This window comes from Lactobacillus sp. M0393, assembly GCF_016102025.1.
Lineage (GTDB): Bacteria > Bacillota > Bacilli > Lactobacillales > Lactobacillaceae > Lactobacillus > Lactobacillus melliventris.
In genome coordinates this window covers 181,189-201,865 of the sequence record NZ_JACFPK010000005.1, presented here as the reverse complement: position 1 = coordinate 201,865, position 20,677 = coordinate 181,189, and the positions used below count along the sequence as shown (strand labels likewise).

Here is a 20,677-nt window from a genome sequence, read left to right as displayed (position 1 = left end):
TGACTTCGCTCTTTTGTTTTGGGTTCTTTAAACCCGCACATTTTTGCGAAAACATTGTTCAGTTTTCAAGGTACTACCTGCTGCTAAAGCAGCTTTTTTATTTTGCCAGATTCAAGCGTTTTTGTCAAGCACTTTTTTCTGACTTGTTTTGCCGTCTTACCGGACAGCGTTTATTATCTTACTAAAACAATTGACTTTTGTCAACTGCTTTTGCTTGATTTTTTAACGCTGTCTTCGTGCTCTTGCCTTGCGGCTCATTGCCCGACGACAGTTATTAATACTAGCAAGTATTTTTCTTTTTTGCAAGTCTTTTTTGCAAAAAATTATTATTACCAGTAAAACACTAGCAAAAGGGGCTTATTCAGTCCTTCTTATTGTTTGCTCTATATGTGTTAGTAACAAATGAATACTTTGATAAACATCCCTGATATCATGCCTGCATTCGTCAACAACCCAATTGAATATAATAGCGTATATTCCGTTTGCTACCAGTTCAACTTTACGCACCGAAAATGGTCCTCTAGGTCGCATATAATTCTCTATGGCTAAAGCATATTCTTTTCTTAACACGCGATAAAATAATGGCGGATCCTTGGCAATTCTATGCAAATTGCCATAAAAAGTCTTATTTTCTTTAATTTTTTTCAACATGCGATAAAACATTCGATCCATTGATTCATTTCCCACACTGCGTAAGGCTCGTCTGGTTTGCAAAGTTAAGACTGAAGTAAATAAATCACAAATATTACTGTATCTTCTATAAAAAGCGCCACGGTTAATGTCTAATTTCTGACAAAATTTAGTAACAGTATACTTTTCCACGCTGTATCTTGATAGCTCAAAAACAAGAACTTCCTCAGTTTTTGTCAATTTCATTTTCATCGCTCCTACTTATGGTGCCATAAGTATAGCAATAATGGTTATGACAAGCAATACTTTCTTTAAAAATAATGGCGTTATTTTTAAAGACTAACAGTATTATTAAAACAAAATCCATTCTTTGTATTTTGCAAAGCAAAATAAAACGACTAATTTGGATTAAAACCAGAAATTAGTCGTTTGCATCAATCATTTGAATCAAACTAAATGTAGTTTATTTTTAAAATTAAGATTAATTGTTACGCTTCATTTTTCTTTGGCGCTTTGCCTTACGAATTTTACTACGTTGCTCAATTTTATTCTTTTGCGCCTTATCTAGTTGGATAGCACGCTTAATCTTTTTCTTATAACCAGGTTTACGCTTCTTTTGAGCTTTCTTAACCAAGCCACGCATCTTATTATCAAGACTTTGAGAAGACGACTGCCTTGTTTTACGGCTATGGTAATGTTTACGTGGTACTAGAGCCCCATTTTTTATTTCCACAAAATCGAAATGGACTCCCATATTTTCTAACTTAAAAATCTGATCCATTTCTTCTTCACGAATTAGAGTAATAGCATGGCCACTCATGCCATTGCGACCAGTTCGGCCAATACGATGAATTACGAATTCTAATTCACGCGGAATTTCATAGTTAATGACTAGACTAACACCTGCAATATCAATCCCCCGCGCGGCCAAGTCAGTGGCTACGACATATTGAAATTGTCCAGCTTCTACTTCTCTCATGGTTCTTTTTCGTTCACGTTCAGTAATGCCGCCATGAATTTTAGCAACTCTTAACCCTTGTTTAATAAGAAACTCAGTTAATTCATCTACCGTTTGCTTGGTATTAGCAAAAATAAGTGCTAAATAAGGCTGACCAATTGTTAGTAACTGATATAGCATTTTCTTTCGATTTTTAGATCCGACATCAAGTAAATCATTTTTTACTGTTGGCGAAATAACTGTAGGATTATCTACAATAATGGTTTCTGGTTTAGCCATATACTTGCGTAAAAAGTTAGCTAATTTAACAGGAATTGTGGCAGAAAAAGCTGTTAAAACACAATTTTGAGGCAATCTCTGCGCAATAAAGTCAATTTCACCCAAGAAACCCATATCTAAAGTCATGTCAGCTTCATCAATGACAAAATTTGTGACATAGTCTAATGGTAAAATCTTTTTGGCAACAAAATCATGAAGCCTACCAGGAGTAGCTATGATAATTTGTGGTTTGTGCCTACCTATTTTTTCAAGTTGGCGTTCCCGATCAGTGCCTCCTGCCAATTGGGCAACCGAAATATTTAATCCGGCAGCATCCCTTAATTGACGAGTCACTTGATATAATTGCTGAGCAAGTTCTCTGCTAGGAGTAGTCAAAATTGCTTGTGGATACGGCAATTTTTCATTGATTTCATTCATTACAGGGATTAAGAAAGCATGAGTTTTACCCGATCCCGTAACTGCCTGTACTACAGCATTTTTGTGTGCCAGTAAAACAGGTATTACTTTTTCCTGCACCTCAGTCGGTTTAACAAAGTTTATTTTTTTCAGACCTTGTCTTAGTGCTGGACTTAACTTTTCGTTTTCAAAAATGTTATTCATGTTCCTCTTGATATTCCTTGGTTACTTGAACTAATTCCGTAAATATTTGCTTCACTTCAGCTATATCTTTAGCATTAGCTCCACTTGCCAATGCGTGGCCACCACCATCATGTTTGGCTGCCAGTTCATTGATTACTGGGCCCTTTGAACGATAATGAACTCGATAACTGCCGTCGGGCTTTTCCACAAAAACATTCCAGGCAATGATATCCTTAATTCTTCCAGGAGTAGAAACCGTGCATGAAGCTTGTTCCGAATTTACACCTAATTTATGCAGAGTATCTTGGGATAAAATCGCATAGGCTGCACCACAGGAATCAACTTTCATATATTCCAAAACGACGGCCTGTAATTTTGCCTGTTCAAAGGTAACGTCACTAATGTTGCGAGCAATTTCATTAATATTAATTCCGGTTGCTGCCAGTTTAGCAACTATTTTAAAAGTATGGTCAGTTGTTTCAGGATACATAAATCTACCTGTATCACCAACAATACCCGCATAAAGAGGGTAGGCCACTTCTGCAGTCAGCGGCATTTTTTCAGTAATAATGAAATCAGCAATGATTTGTGACGCAGCAGGTGCATGATCATCAACATAACTCATATCTGCATATGGTTCAACATCCGGATGATGGTCAATTTTAATCAGAAAATCACCCTTATTATATAATTTGTTAGAAATGCGGGCAGTATTTCCTGTATCGGTGGTGATTACCAAGGCTCCTTGATAATCCTTTTCAGTCACCTGATCCATCTGATTGATCCAAGACAGATCACCCTCATCATTTTCTCCAGCACATAGGATCTTCTTACTTGGAAACTGCAGTTTTAAAGAACGTGCAAGTCCAGCCTGAGAGCCTAGAGCATCAGGGTCAGGACTGGTATGACGATGCAATATAATCGTGTCATATTGCGTAATTTTTTGGTATATCTCTGTAAAAGTACTCATATCTATTCTCCTTCTTAATTTTAGCGGTTTTACTTTAACAAAATTTTTTCTTATTGAGAAAATAATTCTAAATCCATATTTTCATAATCAGCCTCTGTAAAATCTGTAGCTGTTACCCCCAAAAGCCTGATACCATCATTTAAAAACGAGCTAGAAATGGGCTCAAAAAGATCTTTAGCTGCGTCATATAATTCTAATGGATTATTAGTAGCATGTTCAAGCTTGCGCCTTTTCGTAACAGTTTTAAAATCACTATTGCGAATTTTTAAGACAACCGTATTGGCATAAAAATTGCGTTCAATTAACTTGTCAGCTAAATCATTAACATAGTTGCGCAAATTGGTAAGAGCGGTCTGTTCATTGTATACACTGGGTTCATACGAGCGTTCAATCCCAATAGACTTGCGATTACGCTCATCATCAGGAATTACCCGCGACAAATCAATGCCATTTGCATGTTCCGCCATTAAATAACCCATGCGGTTGAAATGTTTTATTAAATCACGAACGTGCATTTTTTGCAACCCGCGTCCCGTGTAGACACCCATTTCAGCTAACTTAGCTTGCGTCTTAGGCCCAATACCATGAAACTGAGCAATTTTTTGTACGGCTAAAAATTCTTTAGCTTCTTGGGGCAAAATAATAGTTCGACCAAAAGGCTTCGAATATTCGGAACCCATTTTTGCTAAAAATTTGTTATAGGTTACGCCGAAAGAACAATTTAAACCTATTTCTTTTTTTATTTTTACCTGCAGATCAATCGCGATTTGCAAAGCAGAAGTTAATCCCAGCTTATTTTCAGTAACATCTAAATATGCTTCATCCAGTGCAATAGACTGAACATTGTCAGTAATTTCATGCATCAACTGATGAATTTCAGCAGAAACACTATGATACTTTTTAAAATCAGGGCTCTTAAATACCAGTTTATCCGGCGGTATGAGCTTTAAAGCCTTAATTGATGGCATAGCTGAATGGACGCCATACTGGCGAGCAATATAATTTGCCGTAGCAACAACGCCGTGGCCATGATAATTTCTGGGATCTTGACCAATTACCAGCGCCTTATCTTTTAGTTCAGGATGATCACGTGTTTCAACTGCAGCATAGAAAGCATCCATATCAAGGTGAATAATCTTTCTGTGAGTGTCATTTTGTGGTAAAAGACCGTCATCAAAGTTACTCATAAATCCAGCGCTCGGTAGCTGATTCGAAAATTTTATTTGCTGATTTTGGACCCATTCTGTACGGCAAGTATTGTTCTGGCTCTTGACCATTTTCATTTTCTTTTTGCCATGTTTCTTCTACATGGTCAATAAATTTCCAATAATTCTTTAATTCACTCCAATGAGTAAAGTTGGTTGAATCATTAACAAAAACATCATGCAGTAAACGCTCATAGCCATCTGGTACCTGTTTTTGGTCTTCATTTGTAAAGCCATAGCTTAGATTTTCCCTGCGAATTCCGGGTTCATTAATTTTTTTACCATTAATAGTAATAAAAATTTGCATCTGTGGATCTATTATAATTGATATGTTGTTTGAATGAGCTTTACCGTATTGATTAGACATGTGTTTTAAAACAATATCAATCCTGTTTTTCTTTTCCCGCATTTCTTTGCCGGTCCTAAAATAAATTGGCAAATCAGCAAGAGGACCCTTTTTAAATTTAACCTCTCCAGCAACGAAAGTTTCTGTATTTGAATCGGCAGCAACGTTTGGTTCTTGCCGATACCCAAAGGTAACATCACTACCCAAATATTGCCCCCGCACAAAATGACGCGCAATCTCGTCTTCTGTCGGAATTACCATACTGTCTAAAAGTTTTTGCTTAGCCTCGTGAATACTTTGCGAGGTCAAATCCTTTGGCTCCGGCATTGCTAGAAGGGTAATAATCTGAAAAATATGATTTTGCACCATATCACGTAAAGCGCCTGAAGTTTCATAATAGCCGCCACGAGCCTCGACTCCCAGCTGTTCTGCTAAAGTGACCTGAACATTTTTGATATTCTGATTATTCCATATATTTTTAATTAGAGGATTAGTTAACCTCATAGGCAGAATGTTTTGAATCATTTCTTTACCTAAATAATGATCAATCCTAAAAATATCATCCTCAGCAAAGGAAGCAGTAATCTGCTGGTTTAATTCTTCTGCACTTGCCAGGTCTCTTCCAAAGGGTTTTTCAACAACAATACGTTTAAAGCCGGTACTAGTCAAATGTTGATCTTTAATATGTTCAGCGATTGTGCCAAAGAACTTGGGAGCCATTGCCATATAAAAGATACGATTTCCCTGCGCACTATAACGATCATCTAATTCTTGTGCCAAATTCTTCAGAGTTTCATAGTGTTCAATGTTGGTTACATCGTGTGACTGATAATAAAAATGACTGGCAAAAGCAACTAAATCATTTTCGTTTACTTCAGCATGCGTTTCGTGCACAGCATCGCATATTTGCTGGCGTAAAAAATCATGTGACCATGGTCGCCGAGCCGTTGCAATTACGGCAAAATTATCGTGAATTAGGCCCTGTTCATATAAATTAAAAAGTGCAGGATACAGCTTTCTATGCGCTAAATCACCACTACCACCAAAGATAATCATAATTACTGGAATGTTATTCATGAAAAAATCCTTTCTCATACCTTTTTACACTAACATCATTTTATACTATTTTGCCGTTAAACTCGCGCCCTGAGCAATATTTACTTTTTAAGCTAAATAAATTTTACTAACAAAAAAGTGCCCCCATGGCACTTAAGATTGTTTTAATTTTCTTTTGATCCATCATCTGGAGTTTCATCAGCTGCATCAGCTGGTTTGGCTGCAGCTGGTTTTTCTGCAGGAGCAGCAGGTTTTTGCTCTTCTTTTGAAGCTTGAGCAGATTCACTTTCTGCTGGCTTTTCAGCGTCATCAGAAGGTGATGGTGTTGGTGCAGGCTCAGCACTTGCCGTATTAGCTGGTAAAATTTGTTGTACAGCCATTCGACTAAATGTTAAGTAAATGCCATCAGCATCCAGCACAACCGTTTTATCCTTAGTATTTACTGAATCTATTTTGCCGTGAAGACCGTCAATCATAATGACATTGTCACCTTTTTTCAATTGGTTCATCATTTCCATTTTCTTTTGTTGTTGCTTTTTTTGTGGCTTAATCATGATAAAGTACATAAAAGCAATCAAAACTACAAAAACTATGATTGTCCACATACTACTACCTGCACCATTTGCTTGTGCTAAAAATAAATTATTCACTTTTACACTCCTCAAATTAAAATTAATTATTGTCTAAATATTTATTATACAGAAAATAACGAACAATTGCATTACTTGTTTGGCAGCGGCAGGCCTAAATGAACATAAGCCTTCTCTGTCACCATTCTGCCTCTGGGTGTCATTAATAAAAACCCGTTTTGCATTAAATATGGTTCATAAAGGGATTCAATTGTCTCCACGTCCTCGCCAGTATTAGCAGCTAAAGTTCTAATACCTACTGGTCCACCATGATAATTTTCAATAATTACCCGTAAAATTTTGCGATCTGTTTGATTTAGTCCTTCTTCATCAACCTGCAATTGTTGAAGAGAACTTGCTGTGGTTGCAAAAGAAATTACTTTTTCTCCTTTCACCTGGGCAAAATCCCTTACTCGTCTTAATAGCCGATTAGCTACTCTGGGAGTTCCCCGTGATCTGCGAGCTAATTCGTGTGCTGCCTGGGGTTCAATTTCAATATTGAAAACTTTGCTGGAACGAGAAATTATTTTTTCAAGTTCTTCAACCGTATAATATTGCAAATGCTCAACTATACCAAAGCGGTCACGTAAGGGAGCTGACAGCTGGCCAGCCAAAGTAGTAGCACCAACAAGCGTGAATGGGGGCAAGGGAACGTGAACGGCGTGAGTAGTTTGTCCTTCTCCAATTACAATATCAACATAATAATCTTCCATCGCTGAATACAGGACTTCTTCAATAGGCTTGGCAAGACGATGAATTTCATCTATAAATAAAATATCTCCAGGATCGAGATCAGTTAAAAGGGCAACCAAATCGCCCGCTTTTTCTATCGCCGGGCCACTTGTACTTTTTAAATGCACACCAAGTTCGTTAGCTATCACAAAAGCTAATGTTGTTTTACCCAGTCCAGGAGGGCCATACAATAACACATGGTCTAGAGCCTCATCCCTTTTTTGGGCAGCCTTAATATAAACTGCCATTTCTTTTTTAACGCGTTTTTGACCCAGGTACTCATTTAATGACTGGGGGCGCAAAGAAAACTCAGCTTGTTCTTCTTCTTGGCCTTGAACTTCTCCAGAAACAATATTATTTTTATCTTCTGTCACCTGTTTCACTTCCCTTTTAAATGTCATTTTCATTATAACAAGATTTACTTCTTTAAGAGAAGTGCCAATCCCTTTTTAATGTATTGATCCGCAGTTGTTTTTTCCTCTGCAATTAAAGCTGGTGTAATTCTATCTACTTCTTTTTTGGTATATCCTAACGCTAATAATGCTAATAATGCGTCATTTAATTCAGGAGATACTTCTGCCGAAGCCGCCTTATTTGCGTTCTTAACAAAGCTGCCTAATTTACCTTTTAAATCCAACACAATTTGTGAAGCAGTCTTTTTACCAACGCCTGGAAAGCGGGTTAAATATTTTACTTCACCCTCTTCAATGGCTTTTGCTAATGAATTACTATCTTCAGCCGCCATGATGGCTAAAGCAGACTTGGGACCAATTCCGCTTACACTTAGGAGCTTTAAAAACAGTCCCTTATCATCCTCAGTCTGAAAGCCATATAAAGTGATACCGGTATCCCGTACAATTTGTTCAATAAAAACGCGCGCCTTTTGTCCTTCTTGATAAGCATAAGGTGTGGGACTAAAAACTTTATAACCAATTCCATTTACATCAATTACTACAAAATCAGGTTTGATTGTGACAATAACACCCTGAAAGTATTCATACATATCTTATTTATTCCTCTTAAACATTTTGCGTAAATCACTTTGTCTGATGCGCACAATCACCAAATTGCCCTTAGCGTCATGATAAGGATCAGCAATTTGTCTCAGATTGGTCAAAATTGCACCACAATCAGCAGCCGTCAATTTTTTACGTCCCGAAACTTCTCGTTGAGCTTGATCGGCCGCTATTCTTTTAATTAAATTTCGAGAATTACTTTGATCAACATTTAAAAACAAGTCTAAAATCTTGCGAATAGAATGCTCAATATTTTGTTTCAACCAGGTGGGATATGATCTTAAAATAAAGGTATCTTGACCAAAATCTTCTAAAAAAATCCCAATTTTTTTGATGTCCGCCATCTTTTCTTTTATTTGCAAAAAATCCAGGTTGCCAAATTCTAAAATTAAAGGACTCAGCAATCCCTGCTGGTTGATTTTAGAGCTTGAAAGTTCACGCATGATTTTTTGAAAAGAAAGCAGTCTTCTGGCTGCAACCTGATCGATTAAGTATAAATCATCATTATTAGCAGCAATAATAAACATTGGGGTTTGACCAACAAAACTTAACTCGGCTAAGCTTGCTGCTAACACTTCATCACCGCTTGAAATAATCTCATTATTAGTATTTTTACTAGTAAAGGGTGTTAAACTGCATTGCTTGACAACATTATCATCCCATGTCGCAGTTATGAGATAATGTTCATCGTCTCGCGGAATATCCAAATTCACATACTGTGAATGCTGAATGTGTTTGATTTCTGCTGGAGGCTGTTCATTAATTTCCGCAATTCCTGCATTTGGCCTTTTCGTTTCTACTACATTTTTGTTTAAATTAAACTTAAGTTGATCAACCAGTGTATCTTCTTTACTTGAATGTAAATTACTCAATGCATCAGATTTCACGTCATTTTTCAGAAGCACACTACTAATAGCACTGGTAATCAAGCGACTCAATTCTGTTTCTTTAGATAAGCGAACCTCCCGCTTTGTGGGGTGAACGTTGACATCAACCAATAAGGGGTCCGTCTTGATTTTAATAACTGCAATAGGGTAATGTTTGTCAGTAAGATTATTACCATAACCAGCCATCACTGCACTTGCCAACTTAAAATTTCTAATGTAACGGCCATTAAGCAAAATAGAAATAAAATTACGAGTAGATCGCGTGAGTTCTGGCTTGGATATTAAACCACTCACTTCAAAATCATTATCACTACCTTTAAAAGGCAACATTCGTTCAGCAATATTGCGGCCATAAACACTTGATACCGTTTGGCGTAAATTATTATTACCAGCAGTTCTAAGCAGAATCCTTCCTTCGTTCATTAGAGTGAAGGCAATTTCTGGGTATCCTAATGCAAGGCGATTAACAATATCTACTGTTTTCATAATCTCAGTCCTGGGACTGCGCAAATATTTCAACCGTGCCGGGGTATTATAGAATAAATCTTTGACAGTTATCTGAGTACCTTGTCTTGCTGCAGCATCTTCCTGCATTTTTTTAACACCAGCAGAAAATTCAGCTCGCGTTCCAATTGCTCCAGAAGAATTAGTTAAAATTTCAACATGACTAACTGCAGCAATCGAAGCTAAAGCTTCTCCTCTAAAGCCTAAAGTACTGACATTAAACAAATCATGTTCACTTTTTATTTTGCTGGTAGCATGTCTGGTAAAAGCAAGATCAATTTGATTACTAGGGATCCCCGAGCCGTTATCTTGAACTACAATCTGTTTTAAACCAGCATCAATAAAATCTATTCTAATTCTGCTACTGCCAGCATCAATCGCATTCTCGACCAACTCTTTGACCACACTTGCCGGTCTTTCAATTACCTCCCCAGCTGCAATCTGATTAGACAGATTAACTGAAAGCTCATGTATTTGTGCCATGATTAGTTTTCATCCTTTAAATCTTCTTGCCAATTTTCCACCAGTTGCATCACTTGCAACGGTGTTTGATCTGCCAAATAAAGATTAGAAATTTCATCTAGGATATCTTTTTCTTTGTCAGTCAATTCACTGGCAGAATCTGACTCTGCACCAACTGGTAGTTCCTCGGCCGGCTCATTACTTGAGCTAAATAAATCAAGTTGTGTTGAAGCCGGTCCCAAATTACTACCTTGAGCTTCAAGTCTTTTAAGCAGCTTAGTAGCTTGGCGTAAAACCTTTCTCGGTAAACCAGCAAGTTGCGCAACATGGATTCCATAACTTTGATCTGCAGGTCCTGGTAAAATTTTATGGAGAAAAATCAGCTTGCCGTTTTTTTCAGTTGCTCCTACATGAATATTTTTCAAATGAGGTAAGGTCTGTTCCAAGGCTGTTAACTCGTGAAAGTGTGTAGCAAATAAAACTTTGGCTCCAACTTCATCATGTAAATACTGCACAATAGCACCAGCCAGTGCCATACCATCGTAAGTGGCTGTTCCCCGACCGATTTCATCAAATAAAACTAAGCTGCGTTTAGTGGCATGTTGTAAAGCATCATTTGCTTCAGTCATTTCGACCATAAACGTGCTTTGACCAGAAATCAGATCATCAGCTGCTCCAATACGAGTAAAAATTTGATCAAAAATCGGCAAGTCAGCACTATCGGCTGGTACAAATGATCCTATTTGAGCCATTACCGCAATAAGAGCCAGCTGCCTCATGTATGTACTTTTACCTGACATATTAGGACCTGTTATCAGAAAGATATCAGTATCTTCTGTTAACTTAACATCGTTTGGAATAAAGGAACCAGCTTTCATCACTTGTTCAACTACTGGGTGACGTCCTAATACTACCTTGACATCTTGATTATCGGTATGAAAATGAGGTCTGCAATAATTATTGTCTTCAGCCACCTGAGCAAAAGAGCAAAAGACATCAAGTTGAGCTACTTGTCCAGCCAACTTTTGTAATGCTGGAATATATTTTTTGACTTCTTCTCTTAATTTAACAAACAAATCGTATTCTAAATCTGTTGATTTGGTTTGTGCTTCTAAAATAAGATTTTCATGTTCTTTAAGTTCTGGGGTAATATAACGCTCTGCATTGGTCAAAGTTTGCTTACGCGTATACCGGTCTAAAGGAACCTTACTCTTATTTGAATTTGTAACTTGAATATAGTAACCAAAGACCTTGTTATAACCAACTTTTAAATTATCAATACCCGTTTGAGCACGTTCATTCTGCTCCATTCCAGTCAGCCACTTTTTACCATTATTCATAGCATCCCGATAACGATCTAATTGACTATCAACACCATCCTTGATTAATCCTCCTTCGGTAGTCAGAACTGGAGGCTGATCAACAATAGTATCCGTAATCAATTTAGCAATTCCTTTTAAAGGATCAATTTGACTGGCAAAATTTTGCAAATTTTTATTTTCAGCCTTTTGCATTGCTGTCAAAATTGTTGGTACGGCATTAAGAGAATGAGCCAACTGTAATAACTCTCTGGCATTGACATTACCAAAAGCAATTCGCCCCGTTAAGCGTTCTAAGTCATAAACACCCTTGAGAGCATCATTAATATTTTCCCGCGTAAAGTACTCATCAATTAACGCCTGTACCATCTCTTGGCGCCTGTTTAACTGTTCAACGGATAATAATGGCCGAGCAAGCCATTGTTTTAACAAGCGTCCACCCATTGCGGTATGTGTTTTATCAAGCACCCAAAAAAGTGAACCCATCTTCTTACCTGTTTTTGCAGATGCGATCAATTCTAAATTATCCCGCACAGTATGCGACATTTGTAAATATTGATTGACTTCATAGCTTTTAGCGACTTGTAAATGCGCTAAACTACGAAGCTGAGTTTGTAATAAATATCCTACCAGCTGTTTTACAGCAGCTTTTTCAGCAGAGTTTGTCAGATCCTGTTCAGCAAAGGAAATCTCCGCATGTTTGCCAGTTAACTCTACCGGCTCTGATACAGTAATATTTGCTTTATGAAAAAAGTCATTATCCTGATCATTTAAATGACCTTTGAAAACAACTTCCCGTGTGCGTAATGATAATAATTCATTTGAAACAGCTGCAAAGCTCTTCAAATGAGTGGCATAAATTTCACCAGTCGATAAATCGCTGTATGCCAATCCAAAACAACTTTTGGTAGTTACAACAGAGGTAAGATAATTCGATTCCTTGGCTTCACTGGGTTTGTCATTCATCAAGGTTCCGGGAGTCACAAGTTGGATAATACCACGTTTAACCATTCCTTTGGCCTTTTTCGGATCTTCAAGTTGTTCGCATAAAGCTACTTTATAACCCTTTTCAACCAGTGTATCTACATAAGATTGCACTGCCACGTGAGGTACTCCTGCCATAGGAACAGGGTTTTCGGCTTTGTTGGACCTGTGAGTCAAGGTTAATTCCAAAATTTGGGCACCCTTGATTGCATCGTCTTCAAATAATTCGTAAAAATCTCCCACCCGATAAAAAAGAAAGGCATCGGGATATTGCTTTTTAATTTGGTGATATTGCTCCATCATCGGAGTCAGGTTTGTTTGCGCCATTATTCTCCTTCTTTTCTGCATTACTGTTATTATTATACGCTAAACTATTCATTAAAAGAAAAAAGACCGCAAGTAAAACGATCTCTTCTCACAACACATATAAATAATTCAAAAAATTAGGCAATATTTCCTTCAATACTTGCTAAATCTTTCTTGCCATCCATCTTCACAATTGCACTAATTGCAGCCGTAATACCTTTTACATCATCTGCTAAGCTCAGACAAGGAGTTTCTGGTTTAGCAACAACTTGTTCTGGTAAATACGGAATGTGCATAAAGCCAGCTTTTAAGTCATGAAATTCTTTATCAATCATATACTGCACTTGATACATAATGTGGTTGCAGACAAATGTACCTGCCGTCGTAGAAACTGAACTTGGAAGCCCAGCTTCCCTAATTGCCCGCGCCATTGCCTTAACAGGCAGTTGCGTGAAATATGCATTTTGACCGTCTGCCTGAATAGGTGTAGCAAGTGGTTGGTATCCTTTATTATCGGCAATGCGACCATCATCAAAATTAATTGCCACTCGTTCGGGAGTTAGACCATAGCGGCCACCAGCTTGTCCAATATTTAAAACATAATCAGGTTTTTCCTTCAGAATAGCTTCATGAACCACATCGGCACAATCACCGAAAACTGTTGGTATTTCAAGTTTTATGATTTGTGCTCCGGCGATTTCATTATCCAGCCGTTTAACTGCTTCGATCGCAGGATTAATTTTATCTTCACCAAATGGATCAAAACCTGTTACAAGAATTTTCATTATATTTCTCCTTACTGTCTTAAAATGCCAAAAAATACATTAGCATAATTTGAATAAGCAACATGCTGATTGCGATCGGAAATTGTTGTTTAATTACGCCTAGTTGATCTTTCATTTCCATAAGAGCAACGGGCAGGGTATTAAAGTTTGCTGCCATTGGTGTTAACAGCGTACCGCAATAACCCGAAGTCATCCCTAAAGCTGCAACTACAACCGGTGAACCTCCTTGTGCCACAACAAAAGGGATGCCAATTCCAGCAGTAATAACTGCAAAGGCCGCAAATGCATTACCCATAATAGCAGTAAACAGCGCCATGGCAACACAATAAAGTGTAACTCCTAACAAATGATTTCCAATAGGAAAAAGTCCGGAAATAGCCTTAGCAGTAACTTGTCCCACACCTGAAGCTGTAAATACCACACCTAAAGTAGCGAGCAATTGTGGTAAAATTCCGGCAGAGCCGACAGAGCGAACCATTCTCTGAGTATCTTCATACACAACTTTCACATTTGCTTTTGTCAAAATTTGTGCAATAACAAGTGAAACAATTGCTGCCACACCTATACCTACTTGGCCACCTAGATTAGTAAATTGGGCTATTAGCAAAGCTAAAACTGCTAGCAAGATACTTGGTAAGAAAATCCAGTTGCCAATGCGTTTAACCGTTTGTTGAGCAACTTTTTCATCCAAATCCCTGATGTGCCCTACGCGAACCTGTTTAAACAGAGATAACAAGGCAATAATTATAATAATTGCACCGTTAATTGCATTTGAAAGCCATTGCCCACAACAGAATAGTATTGCAAACAAAAACCAGAAAAGCCCGGTACCCCAACGCACAGGATTTGATTGATCACGCCAAGACTCAATTGCTGCAGCCAAGAAAAACAGCCCGATTAAGATATAGAACGCTAATAAAATATTATTGATTAAAGTATCCATTATTTCTCCTACTTCTCTTGCTGTTTGAGTAATTTTTGGTCAAACACATGATTGTAACCCACACATAAAATATAACTGATGATTGCAACTGGAAAAGTGTATAGAACTATGCCACTAGGATCAACTGGGTGACCCAGTGATTTCATAGTACTTGCAATAAGTAGAACGCTTGAAGAAGCTACGAATAAATTTTGGGCAAAGAAATTACCAAAATTTTCTGTTGCAGCCGCCCTACCTTTGATTTGGTCTACTTCAAGAGGCGTCAATTCGCTGTTAACCTTACCGGCCGCTTGTGCCATTGGATTAATTAGTGGCGCAATAAATTGGACGTGTCCTTGTAGAGATATACCAAAGGCACCAGCAATTTCACGAATGGCTTGGTAAATATCGAAAATACGACCTGGCGTCAATTTTTTCATTTTTTTAATCAAATTAACAGCAGTTTGCTTTAAGCCATGTCTTTCTAAAATGCCAATTGTCGGTAAAGTCAGAAAAAACAGGGAAACCATGCGATTATCCATAAATCCTTTACCCAAAATTGTCAAAAACGAGACAAAATCAATTCCTGAAACTAAGGCTGTAATTAAAGCAGCAATAATAACAACGGCTATGGTATCAAGTCCCAGCGCAAAGCCAATCACTATAACTACAATACCTAGTAAACTTAAATATTCCACTAATATTCCTTCCTATGTAAAGGCAGCAATTACTTATCAAATTCTGTAAGCAAAATTTCAAAGCAAAAATCCTACCAGCAAGCCCCACAGGATTGCTAGTAGGATTTATTAATTAACTAATAAAAACTAAATTACATCACACCTGGATTGCCAGCACCTGCATTTGGATCAGCGGCAGGTTTATCTTCTGGTATTTCGGCAACAACGGCTTCAGTAGTCAATAACAAGGCAGCAATAGACGCAGCATTTTGTAAAGCAGTACGGGTTACCTTAGTTGGGTCGATAATTCCGGCTCCAACCATGTTTTCCCATTTACCGTTGGCTGCATTGTAACCAACTTCATTTTCTTGACCTTCAAGCTTATTCAAGATAACTGAACCATCTTCACCAGCATTTTCAGCAATTTGACGAACTGGAGCAGTCAAAGCTTCTAAGACAATGTTAATACCTGTTTGTTCATCAGCATTGTCACCTTTAAGGTCCTTAACAGCGTCCTTGACATCTACTAAAGCAGTACCACCACCAGCAACATAGCCTTCATCAACGGCTGCACGAGTGGAGTTCAAAGCATCTTCAATGCGGTATCTGCGCTCTTTTAATTCAGTTTCCGTAGCAGCACCAACATGAATAACAGCAACGCCACCAGTTAATTTAGCCAGACGCTCTTGTAATTTCTTCTTGTCAAAGTCAGAAGTAGTTTCTGCAATTTGCTTTCTAATTGAGTCCTCACGGTCTTTAATTGCTTCATCTGAACCTGAACCATCAACAATAGTAGTTGAGTCCTTAGTTACAGTAATCCGGCGAGCTTGACCTAGTTGGTCAATCTTAGTGTCCTTTAATTCGAGCCCTAAGTCCTCAGTAATTACTGTACCACCAGTTAAAGCGGCAATATCTTGCAATTGTTCTTTACGACGGTCGCCAAAGCCAGGAGCCTTAACAGCAACAACATTGAATGTACCACGAATCTTGTTCAAAACTAATGTTGGCAAAGCTTCACCAGAAACATCATCGGCAATGATTAAAAGTGATTTGCCTTGTTGCACAATTTCTTGTAACAATGGCAAGATGTCTTGAATGTTAGAAATCTTCTTATCAGTAATTAAGATATATGGATTGTCAAGATCAGCTTCCATCTTGTCATTATCAGTTACCATGTATTGTGACAGGTAACCACGGTCAAATTGCATACCTTCAACTACTGATAATTCAGTTTCAATACCACGTGAGTCTTCAATAGTGATAACACCATCATTACCAACTTTTTCCATTGCGTCAGCGATTAAATCACCAACTTCTTTTGAAGCTGAAGAAACTGAAGCAACTTGAGCAATTTGGTCTTTTGAAGAAACAGTGTGACTAATCTTGTGTAATTCATTTACTACAGCTTTTGTGGCTTTTTCAATACCGCGACGAACACCAACAGGGTTAGCACCAGCAGTAACATTCTTCATACCTTCACGAATAATTGCTTGGGTTAAAACAACCGCAGTAGTAGTACCATCACCGGCAATATCATTGGTCTTTTGTGCTGCTTCTGCAACTAACTTAGCACCCATATTCTCATAGTGGTCTTTTAATTCAATTGCCTTGGCAATTGTCACACCATCGTTAGTAATGTCTGGGTTGCCGTAAGATTGCTCCAAAACAACGTTTCTACCCTTAGGACCAATAGTAGCCTTAACAGTATCAGCTAATTTGTCAACGCCCTTTAACAGGGAACGTCTTGCTTTTTCTGAAAATTTAATTTCTTTTGCCATATTTTTATACGCTCCTTAATTACTTAACAATTGCTAAAATATCTTTTTCGTGAAGGACTAAATATTTTTGACCATCGTATTTAACATCTGTACCAGAATACTTGTCATATAAAACAACGTCGCCTTCCTTAACAGTCATAGGTATTTTGTTGCCATTTTCAGCAAAGTTACCTTCACCAACAGCAACTACTTCACCTTCTGTCGGCTTTTGTTTAGCATTAGAAGCCAGGACGATTCCGCCTACAGTCTTTTCTTCTTCTTCTTTAACTTTTACGATCACGCGATCACCTATTGGTTGTAACACGTTTGTCCCTCCTAAAATTAAATTTTAATCTCTTTTATGTGCCATTAGCACTCCTATTTGTCAAGTGCTAACTTACATTTATGATAATAACCCCTTTTATGAAAAAATGCAAGAAAAAATTAGCACTTTGAGTAAAAAAGTGCTAATTTGCTTTTTAAAACTATTTTTTCTTATCCGAATCAAGAAAGTAAATAAGTGTCTGCAACTCAGTAGCCAAATCAACGTTTTGAATTCTAATGCCACTTGGTGCAGATAAACGAATTGGGGTGAAATTCATGATTCCCTTAATTCCAGCTTCTACCATATCATCAGCAGTTTTCTGAGCAGCCGCAGATGGCACCGTTAAAATCGCAATAGAAATTTGTTGGTCACTAAGCTGCTTTTTAAGTTCACTCATATCATAGACAGGCACACCGCTTAGAATTCTGCCGGTAATTTTCTCATCAATATCAAAAGCACAAGAAATGCGAATATTATTTGAACGTTTAAAATTGTAATTTAATAAAGCATGACCCAAGTTACCTACGCCAACCAAAGCAACATTTGTTAAAGTGTCTTGGTTTAAAATCTTTTTAAAAAAAGAAAGTAAACTTTTTACATCGTAGCCATAACCCCTTTTGCCCAAAGCGCCGAAATAAGAAAAATCACGTCTGATTGAAGCACTGTCTACCTGAACAGCTTCAGACAATTCAGTCGAAGAAACTTTTTCTTTGCCAGCCTCATTTAAGATAATAAGATAACGGTAATATAACGGCAACCTTTTAGCCGTTGCCGTTGGTATTTTGATTTTTTCCATTTAAGAAGCCTCCAACTTAATTAAGTAACCATAATTCGTTCTTGTGAATTTCTCAGCAATCAATTCTATTTTACCTATAAATTTACGTCATTTGCAAACATTTTTTTCACAATCTTTTAAATTTTAGCATAATGGTAACAGGCTTGATAATAGAAACTGGTATTTTTATTCATTCACGCTTAAAAAGCTGTATTTTTGCTCTTTTTCTTTCATATATCCATCAAACTCTCACACAAGAATTTCACTACGTATGCTAAAATGGTTTTTAGGTGAAAAATTATGATAATTGCACAAGGACACGATTTAGAAAAACAATTCGGTGCCAACACATTATTTAAAAATGTCAATTTTTCAATTGACGCAAATGCCAGAATTGGTCTGATTGGACCTAACGGGGTTGGTAAAACAACCCTGCTTAAGATTATGACTGGCGAGGAAGAAGCCACACATGGTGACTTCACCATCAATAAAAACATAGATGTCGGCTACATTGCCCAAGAAAATGGTCTAAATGAAAGTAAAACAATTTGGGAAGAAATGTTGTCTGTTTTTACTTCATTAATTAATATGAGCAAAAAAATCACAAGTTTACAGCAAGACATCGCTGCAAACCCCAAACAAAATGATCTGTTAAAACAATATGATCAACTGCAATTCAACTTTGAGCAGCAAGGAGGGTACACCTACCAGGCTGATATCAAAAGTATTTTGAATGGCTTTAACTTTCCCGAAGAAACTTGGTCCAAAAAAATCGCAAGTCTTTCCGGAGGAGAAAAAACCAGACTTTCATTTGTTAAATTGCTACTGCGCAAACCTGCTCTGCTATTACTTGATGAGCCTACCAACTATCTTGATTTAGACACTCTGGACTGGCTGGAAAGTTATCTTAAAAACTATTCTGGTGCTATTTTAGTTGTTTCCCATGACCAGTATTTCTTAGATAATTTAGCCACACAGATTTTTGAATTGCAATTTGGCAAATTAACTGCCTTTAAGGGTAATTATTCCGCTTATGTTGCTGAACGGCAGCTGCGTGATCGCCAGCAAGAAGAAGCGTATGAAAAGCAGCAAGAGCAAATCAAAAAAGACGAAGAATTTATTCAAAAAAATATTGTCAGAGCCAAAACTACTAAACGAGCTCAAAGCCGCCGCAAGCAATTGGAGAAAATGGAAAGAATTACTCCGCCAAAACACAAAAGCAAAGTACGCATTAATTTTCAAAGCGAGCGGCCATCTGGTAAAGAAGTTTTAATTTTACGTGATTTAACAATTGGCTATCCAACAAAAACAATGGTGCACGATATTTCTCTGCAAATAAATAAAGGCGACCGCGTAGCCGTAATTGGTCAAAATGGTATTGGTAAATCAACTTTACTAAAAACCGTGATGAAAGAATTGAAACCGAAAAAAGGCTCAATTAAATATGGTGCATCCCTTGATATCGGCTATTATGATCAGGAACTACAAGGACTTGATCCAACCAAAACGGTAATCGATACAGTTTGGGACCGGCATAAAACAATGCCTGAAAAAGATGTTCGTTCCATTTTAGCCAGTTTTTTGTTTACGGCAAAAGATATTGATAAAACTGTCGGACAATTATCTGGTGGTCAAAAAGCGAGATTAACGTTAACTGTATTATCACTTGAACATAACAACTTTCTGCTGATGGATGAACCTACTAACCATTTGGATCTTGAGGCGAAAGAAGTATTAGAAAAAGCTTTGCAGGATTTTGACGGTACTTTATTGTTTGTTTCTCACGACCGCTATTTCATCAATCAATTAGCTAATAAGATTGTGGAGATCAAAGATGGTAGTGCTCATGTTTACGAGGGTGATTATAGCTATTATTTAGATGAAAAAAACAAACAAAACATTGTTACAGAGAACCAGTCGGCAGCAAACAATACGGCAGCAAAAGTAGACGAAAATAAAAATAAACTTTCTTATCAAGAGCAAAAATTGCGCGATTCACAAAAACGTAAATTGCAAAGAGAAGTTGAAAATACCGAAAATAAAATTGAAAAGCTGGAAAAAGAGCAAAAAGATATTCAATCTCAAATGGCTGATCCTGAAATTGCCACTAATTTTGACAAATTAGGTCCCTTGCAAGAACAGCTTAGCGCTGTACAAAAACATCTGGACGATACAAATGATGCTTGGGAAAAAGCACTGACTGAACTGGATAGCTTTGACTAAAACAATATATCAAGTAAGCACAACAAAAATAGAAACAAATCAGCCTTTTTATCTGCTGTTTTTATATTTTAACTTGCTGTAAATTACCTCGCCAACTATTAATAAATTTTTTGTTAGCAAAATTTGATGAATTTAGTGCTGCTTTTAAAATTGTAGTTGTTTAAACTAAAAGAGATAATTTTGCTGGCTTTATAAGAAATGAAATGGGAGATACGCATGGGAAAATTACTTATTGCTCTTCAATTATTAATTAATAAAGGAGGAATAAAAATGAAATATATAGTTGACCAAAATATTACTTTAGACCAACTCATCAATTTATACACCAGCGTCGGTTGGAGTTCTTATACA

At 37.3% G+C, this 20,677-nt stretch carries 17 protein-coding genes; 1 reads left to right on the top strand and 16 read right to left on the bottom strand.

Annotated features, from left to right (window positions below):
* Positions 1–357: 357 nt before the first annotated feature.
* The 16 genes from H3R29_RS05840 to H3R29_RS05765 form a co-directional block, all read right to left on the bottom strand.
* Entirely contained in the window at positions 358–876 is a 519-nt protein-coding gene (locus tag H3R29_RS05840; RefSeq protein WP_046325242.1) for a TetR/AcrR family transcriptional regulator, read from the bottom strand.
* Between the two features lie 235 nt (positions 877–1,111).
* Positions 1,112–2,467 carry a DEAD/DEAH box helicase gene (locus tag H3R29_RS05835; RefSeq protein ID WP_198202662.1) on the bottom strand — a complete coding sequence of 452 codons (1,356 nt, stop codon included), beginning with the start codon at positions 2,465–2,467 and terminating at the stop codon, positions 1,112–1,114.
* Complete coding sequence (locus H3R29_RS05830; RefSeq protein WP_198202663.1) at positions 2,460–3,416, bottom strand: bifunctional oligoribonuclease/PAP phosphatase NrnA; 957 nt, start codon at positions 3,414–3,416, stop codon at positions 2,460–2,462. The genes H3R29_RS05835 and H3R29_RS05830 overlap by 8 nt, the downstream gene beginning before the upstream one ends.
* A 50-nt stretch (positions 3,417–3,466) precedes the next feature.
* The gene (gene dinB / locus H3R29_RS05825; RefSeq protein ID WP_232352231.1) at positions 3,467–4,603 is read right to left on the bottom strand and encodes a DNA polymerase IV; all 1,137 of its coding nucleotides are present in this window, start codon (positions 4,601–4,603) and stop codon (positions 3,467–3,469) included.
* Positions 4,596–6,044: a glucose-6-phosphate dehydrogenase gene (gene zwf / locus H3R29_RS05820; RefSeq protein ID WP_198202665.1), complete on the bottom strand. Its 1,449-nt coding sequence runs from the start codon at positions 6,042–6,044 to the stop codon at positions 4,596–4,598. Before zwf ends, dinB begins: the two co-directional genes overlap by 8 nt.
* Positions 6,045–6,187: 143 nt before the next feature.
* Positions 6,188–6,673: a preprotein translocase subunit YajC gene (gene yajC, locus H3R29_RS05815; RefSeq protein ID WP_187156605.1), complete on the bottom strand. Its 486-nt coding sequence runs from the start codon at positions 6,671–6,673 to the stop codon at positions 6,188–6,190.
* A 71-nt stretch (positions 6,674–6,744) separates the two neighbouring features.
* On the bottom strand, positions 6,745–7,785 hold the full coding sequence (ruvB, locus tag H3R29_RS05810) for a Holliday junction branch migration DNA helicase RuvB (protein ID WP_370567386.1): 1,041 nt from the start codon (positions 7,783–7,785) through the stop codon (positions 6,745–6,747).
* 17 nt (positions 7,786–7,802) lie between these two features.
* Entirely contained in the window at positions 7,803–8,387 is a 585-nt protein-coding gene (gene ruvA, locus H3R29_RS05805; RefSeq protein WP_187156606.1) for a Holliday junction branch migration protein RuvA, read from the bottom strand.
* Positions 8,388–8,390: 3 nt separating this feature from the next.
* A complete protein-coding gene (gene mutL / locus H3R29_RS05800) occupies positions 8,391–10,274 on the bottom strand; it encodes a DNA mismatch repair endonuclease MutL (RefSeq protein WP_198202666.1) in 1,884 nt (627 codons plus the stop codon).
* Positions 10,275–10,276: 2 nt separating this feature from the next.
* Positions 10,277–12,859 carry a DNA mismatch repair protein MutS gene (mutS, locus tag H3R29_RS05795; RefSeq protein ID WP_198202764.1) on the bottom strand — a complete coding sequence of 861 codons (2,583 nt, stop codon included), beginning with the start codon at positions 12,857–12,859 and terminating at the stop codon, positions 10,277–10,279.
* 140 nt (positions 12,860–12,999) lie between these two features.
* On the bottom strand, positions 13,000–13,647 hold the full coding sequence (pcp, locus tag H3R29_RS05790; protein WP_198202667.1) for a pyroglutamyl-peptidase I: 648 nt from the start codon (positions 13,645–13,647) through the stop codon (positions 13,000–13,002).
* A 19-nt stretch (positions 13,648–13,666) separates the two neighbouring features.
* A complete protein-coding gene (locus tag H3R29_RS05785; protein ID WP_198202668.1) occupies positions 13,667–14,590 on the bottom strand; it encodes a DUF979 domain-containing protein in 924 nt (307 codons plus the stop codon).
* Between the two features lie 8 nt (positions 14,591–14,598).
* Entirely contained in the window at positions 14,599–15,267 is a 669-nt protein-coding gene (locus H3R29_RS05780; protein WP_198202669.1) for a DUF969 domain-containing protein, read from the bottom strand.
* A 131-nt stretch (positions 15,268–15,398) separates the two neighbouring features.
* Complete coding sequence (gene groL / locus H3R29_RS05775) at positions 15,399–17,024, bottom strand: chaperonin GroEL (RefSeq protein WP_198202670.1); 1,626 nt, start codon at positions 17,022–17,024, stop codon at positions 15,399–15,401.
* A 19-nt stretch (positions 17,025–17,043) separates the two neighbouring features.
* Positions 17,044–17,328: a co-chaperone GroES gene (groES, locus tag H3R29_RS05770; protein WP_122026291.1), complete on the bottom strand. Its 285-nt coding sequence runs from the start codon at positions 17,326–17,328 to the stop codon at positions 17,044–17,046.
* A gap of 160 nt (positions 17,329–17,488) precedes the next feature.
* Complete coding sequence (locus H3R29_RS05765) at positions 17,489–18,124, bottom strand: redox-sensing transcriptional repressor Rex (RefSeq protein ID WP_046325257.1); 636 nt, start codon at positions 18,122–18,124, stop codon at positions 17,489–17,491.
* 279 nt (positions 18,125–18,403) lie between these two features.
* Between H3R29_RS05765 and H3R29_RS05760 the strand changes: the two genes are divergently transcribed.
* The gene (locus tag H3R29_RS05760) at positions 18,404–20,326 is read left to right on the top strand and encodes an ABC-F family ATP-binding cassette domain-containing protein (RefSeq protein WP_198202671.1); all 1,923 of its coding nucleotides are present in this window, start codon (positions 18,404–18,406) and stop codon (positions 20,324–20,326) included.
* Positions 20,327–20,677 lie beyond the last annotated feature (351 nt).

Excerpts from the sequence above, each read along its gene's own strand:
- mutS (WP_198202764.1), bottom strand. The coding sequence starts at position 12,859 with ATGATGGAGCAATATCACCAAATTAAAAAGCAATATCCCGATGCCTTT.
- H3R29_RS05840 (WP_046325242.1), bottom strand. The coding sequence starts at position 876 with ATGAAATTGACAAAAACTGAGGAAGTTCTTGTTTTTGAGCTATCAAGA.
- groL (WP_198202670.1), bottom strand. The coding sequence starts at position 17,024 with ATGGCAAAAGAAATTAAATTTTCAGAAAAAGCAAGACGTTCCCTGTTA.
- H3R29_RS05830 (WP_198202663.1), bottom strand. The coding sequence starts at position 3,416 with ATGAGTACTTTTACAGAGATATACCAAAAAATTACGCAATATGACACG.
- H3R29_RS05785 (WP_198202668.1), bottom strand. The coding sequence starts at position 14,590 with ATGGATACTTTAATCAATAATATTTTATTAGCGTTCTATATCTTAATC.
- H3R29_RS05835 (WP_198202662.1), bottom strand. The coding sequence starts at position 2,467 with ATGAATAACATTTTTGAAAACGAAAAGTTAAGTCCAGCACTAAGACAA.
- dinB (WP_232352231.1), bottom strand. The coding sequence starts at position 4,603 with ATGAGTAACTTTGATGACGGTCTTTTACCACAAAATGACACTCACAGA.
- ruvA (WP_187156606.1), bottom strand. The coding sequence starts at position 8,387 with ATGTATGAATACTTTCAGGGTGTTATTGTCACAATCAAACCTGATTTT.
- pcp (WP_198202667.1), bottom strand. The coding sequence starts at position 13,647 with ATGAAAATTCTTGTAACAGGTTTTGATCCATTTGGTGAAGATAAAATT.
- ruvB (WP_370567386.1), bottom strand. The coding sequence starts at position 7,785 with ATGACATTTAAAAGGGAAGTGAAACAGGTGACAGAAGATAAAAATAAT.
- zwf (WP_198202665.1), bottom strand. The coding sequence starts at position 6,044 with ATGAATAACATTCCAGTAATTATGATTATCTTTGGTGGTAGTGGTGAT.
- mutL (WP_198202666.1), bottom strand. The coding sequence starts at position 10,274 with ATGGCACAAATACATGAGCTTTCAGTTAATCTGTCTAATCAGATTGCA.
- H3R29_RS05765 (WP_046325257.1), bottom strand. The coding sequence starts at position 18,124 with ATGGAAAAAATCAAAATACCAACGGCAACGGCTAAAAGGTTGCCGTTA.
- H3R29_RS05760 (WP_198202671.1), top strand. The coding sequence starts at position 18,404 with ATGATAATTGCACAAGGACACGATTTAGAAAAACAATTCGGTGCCAAC.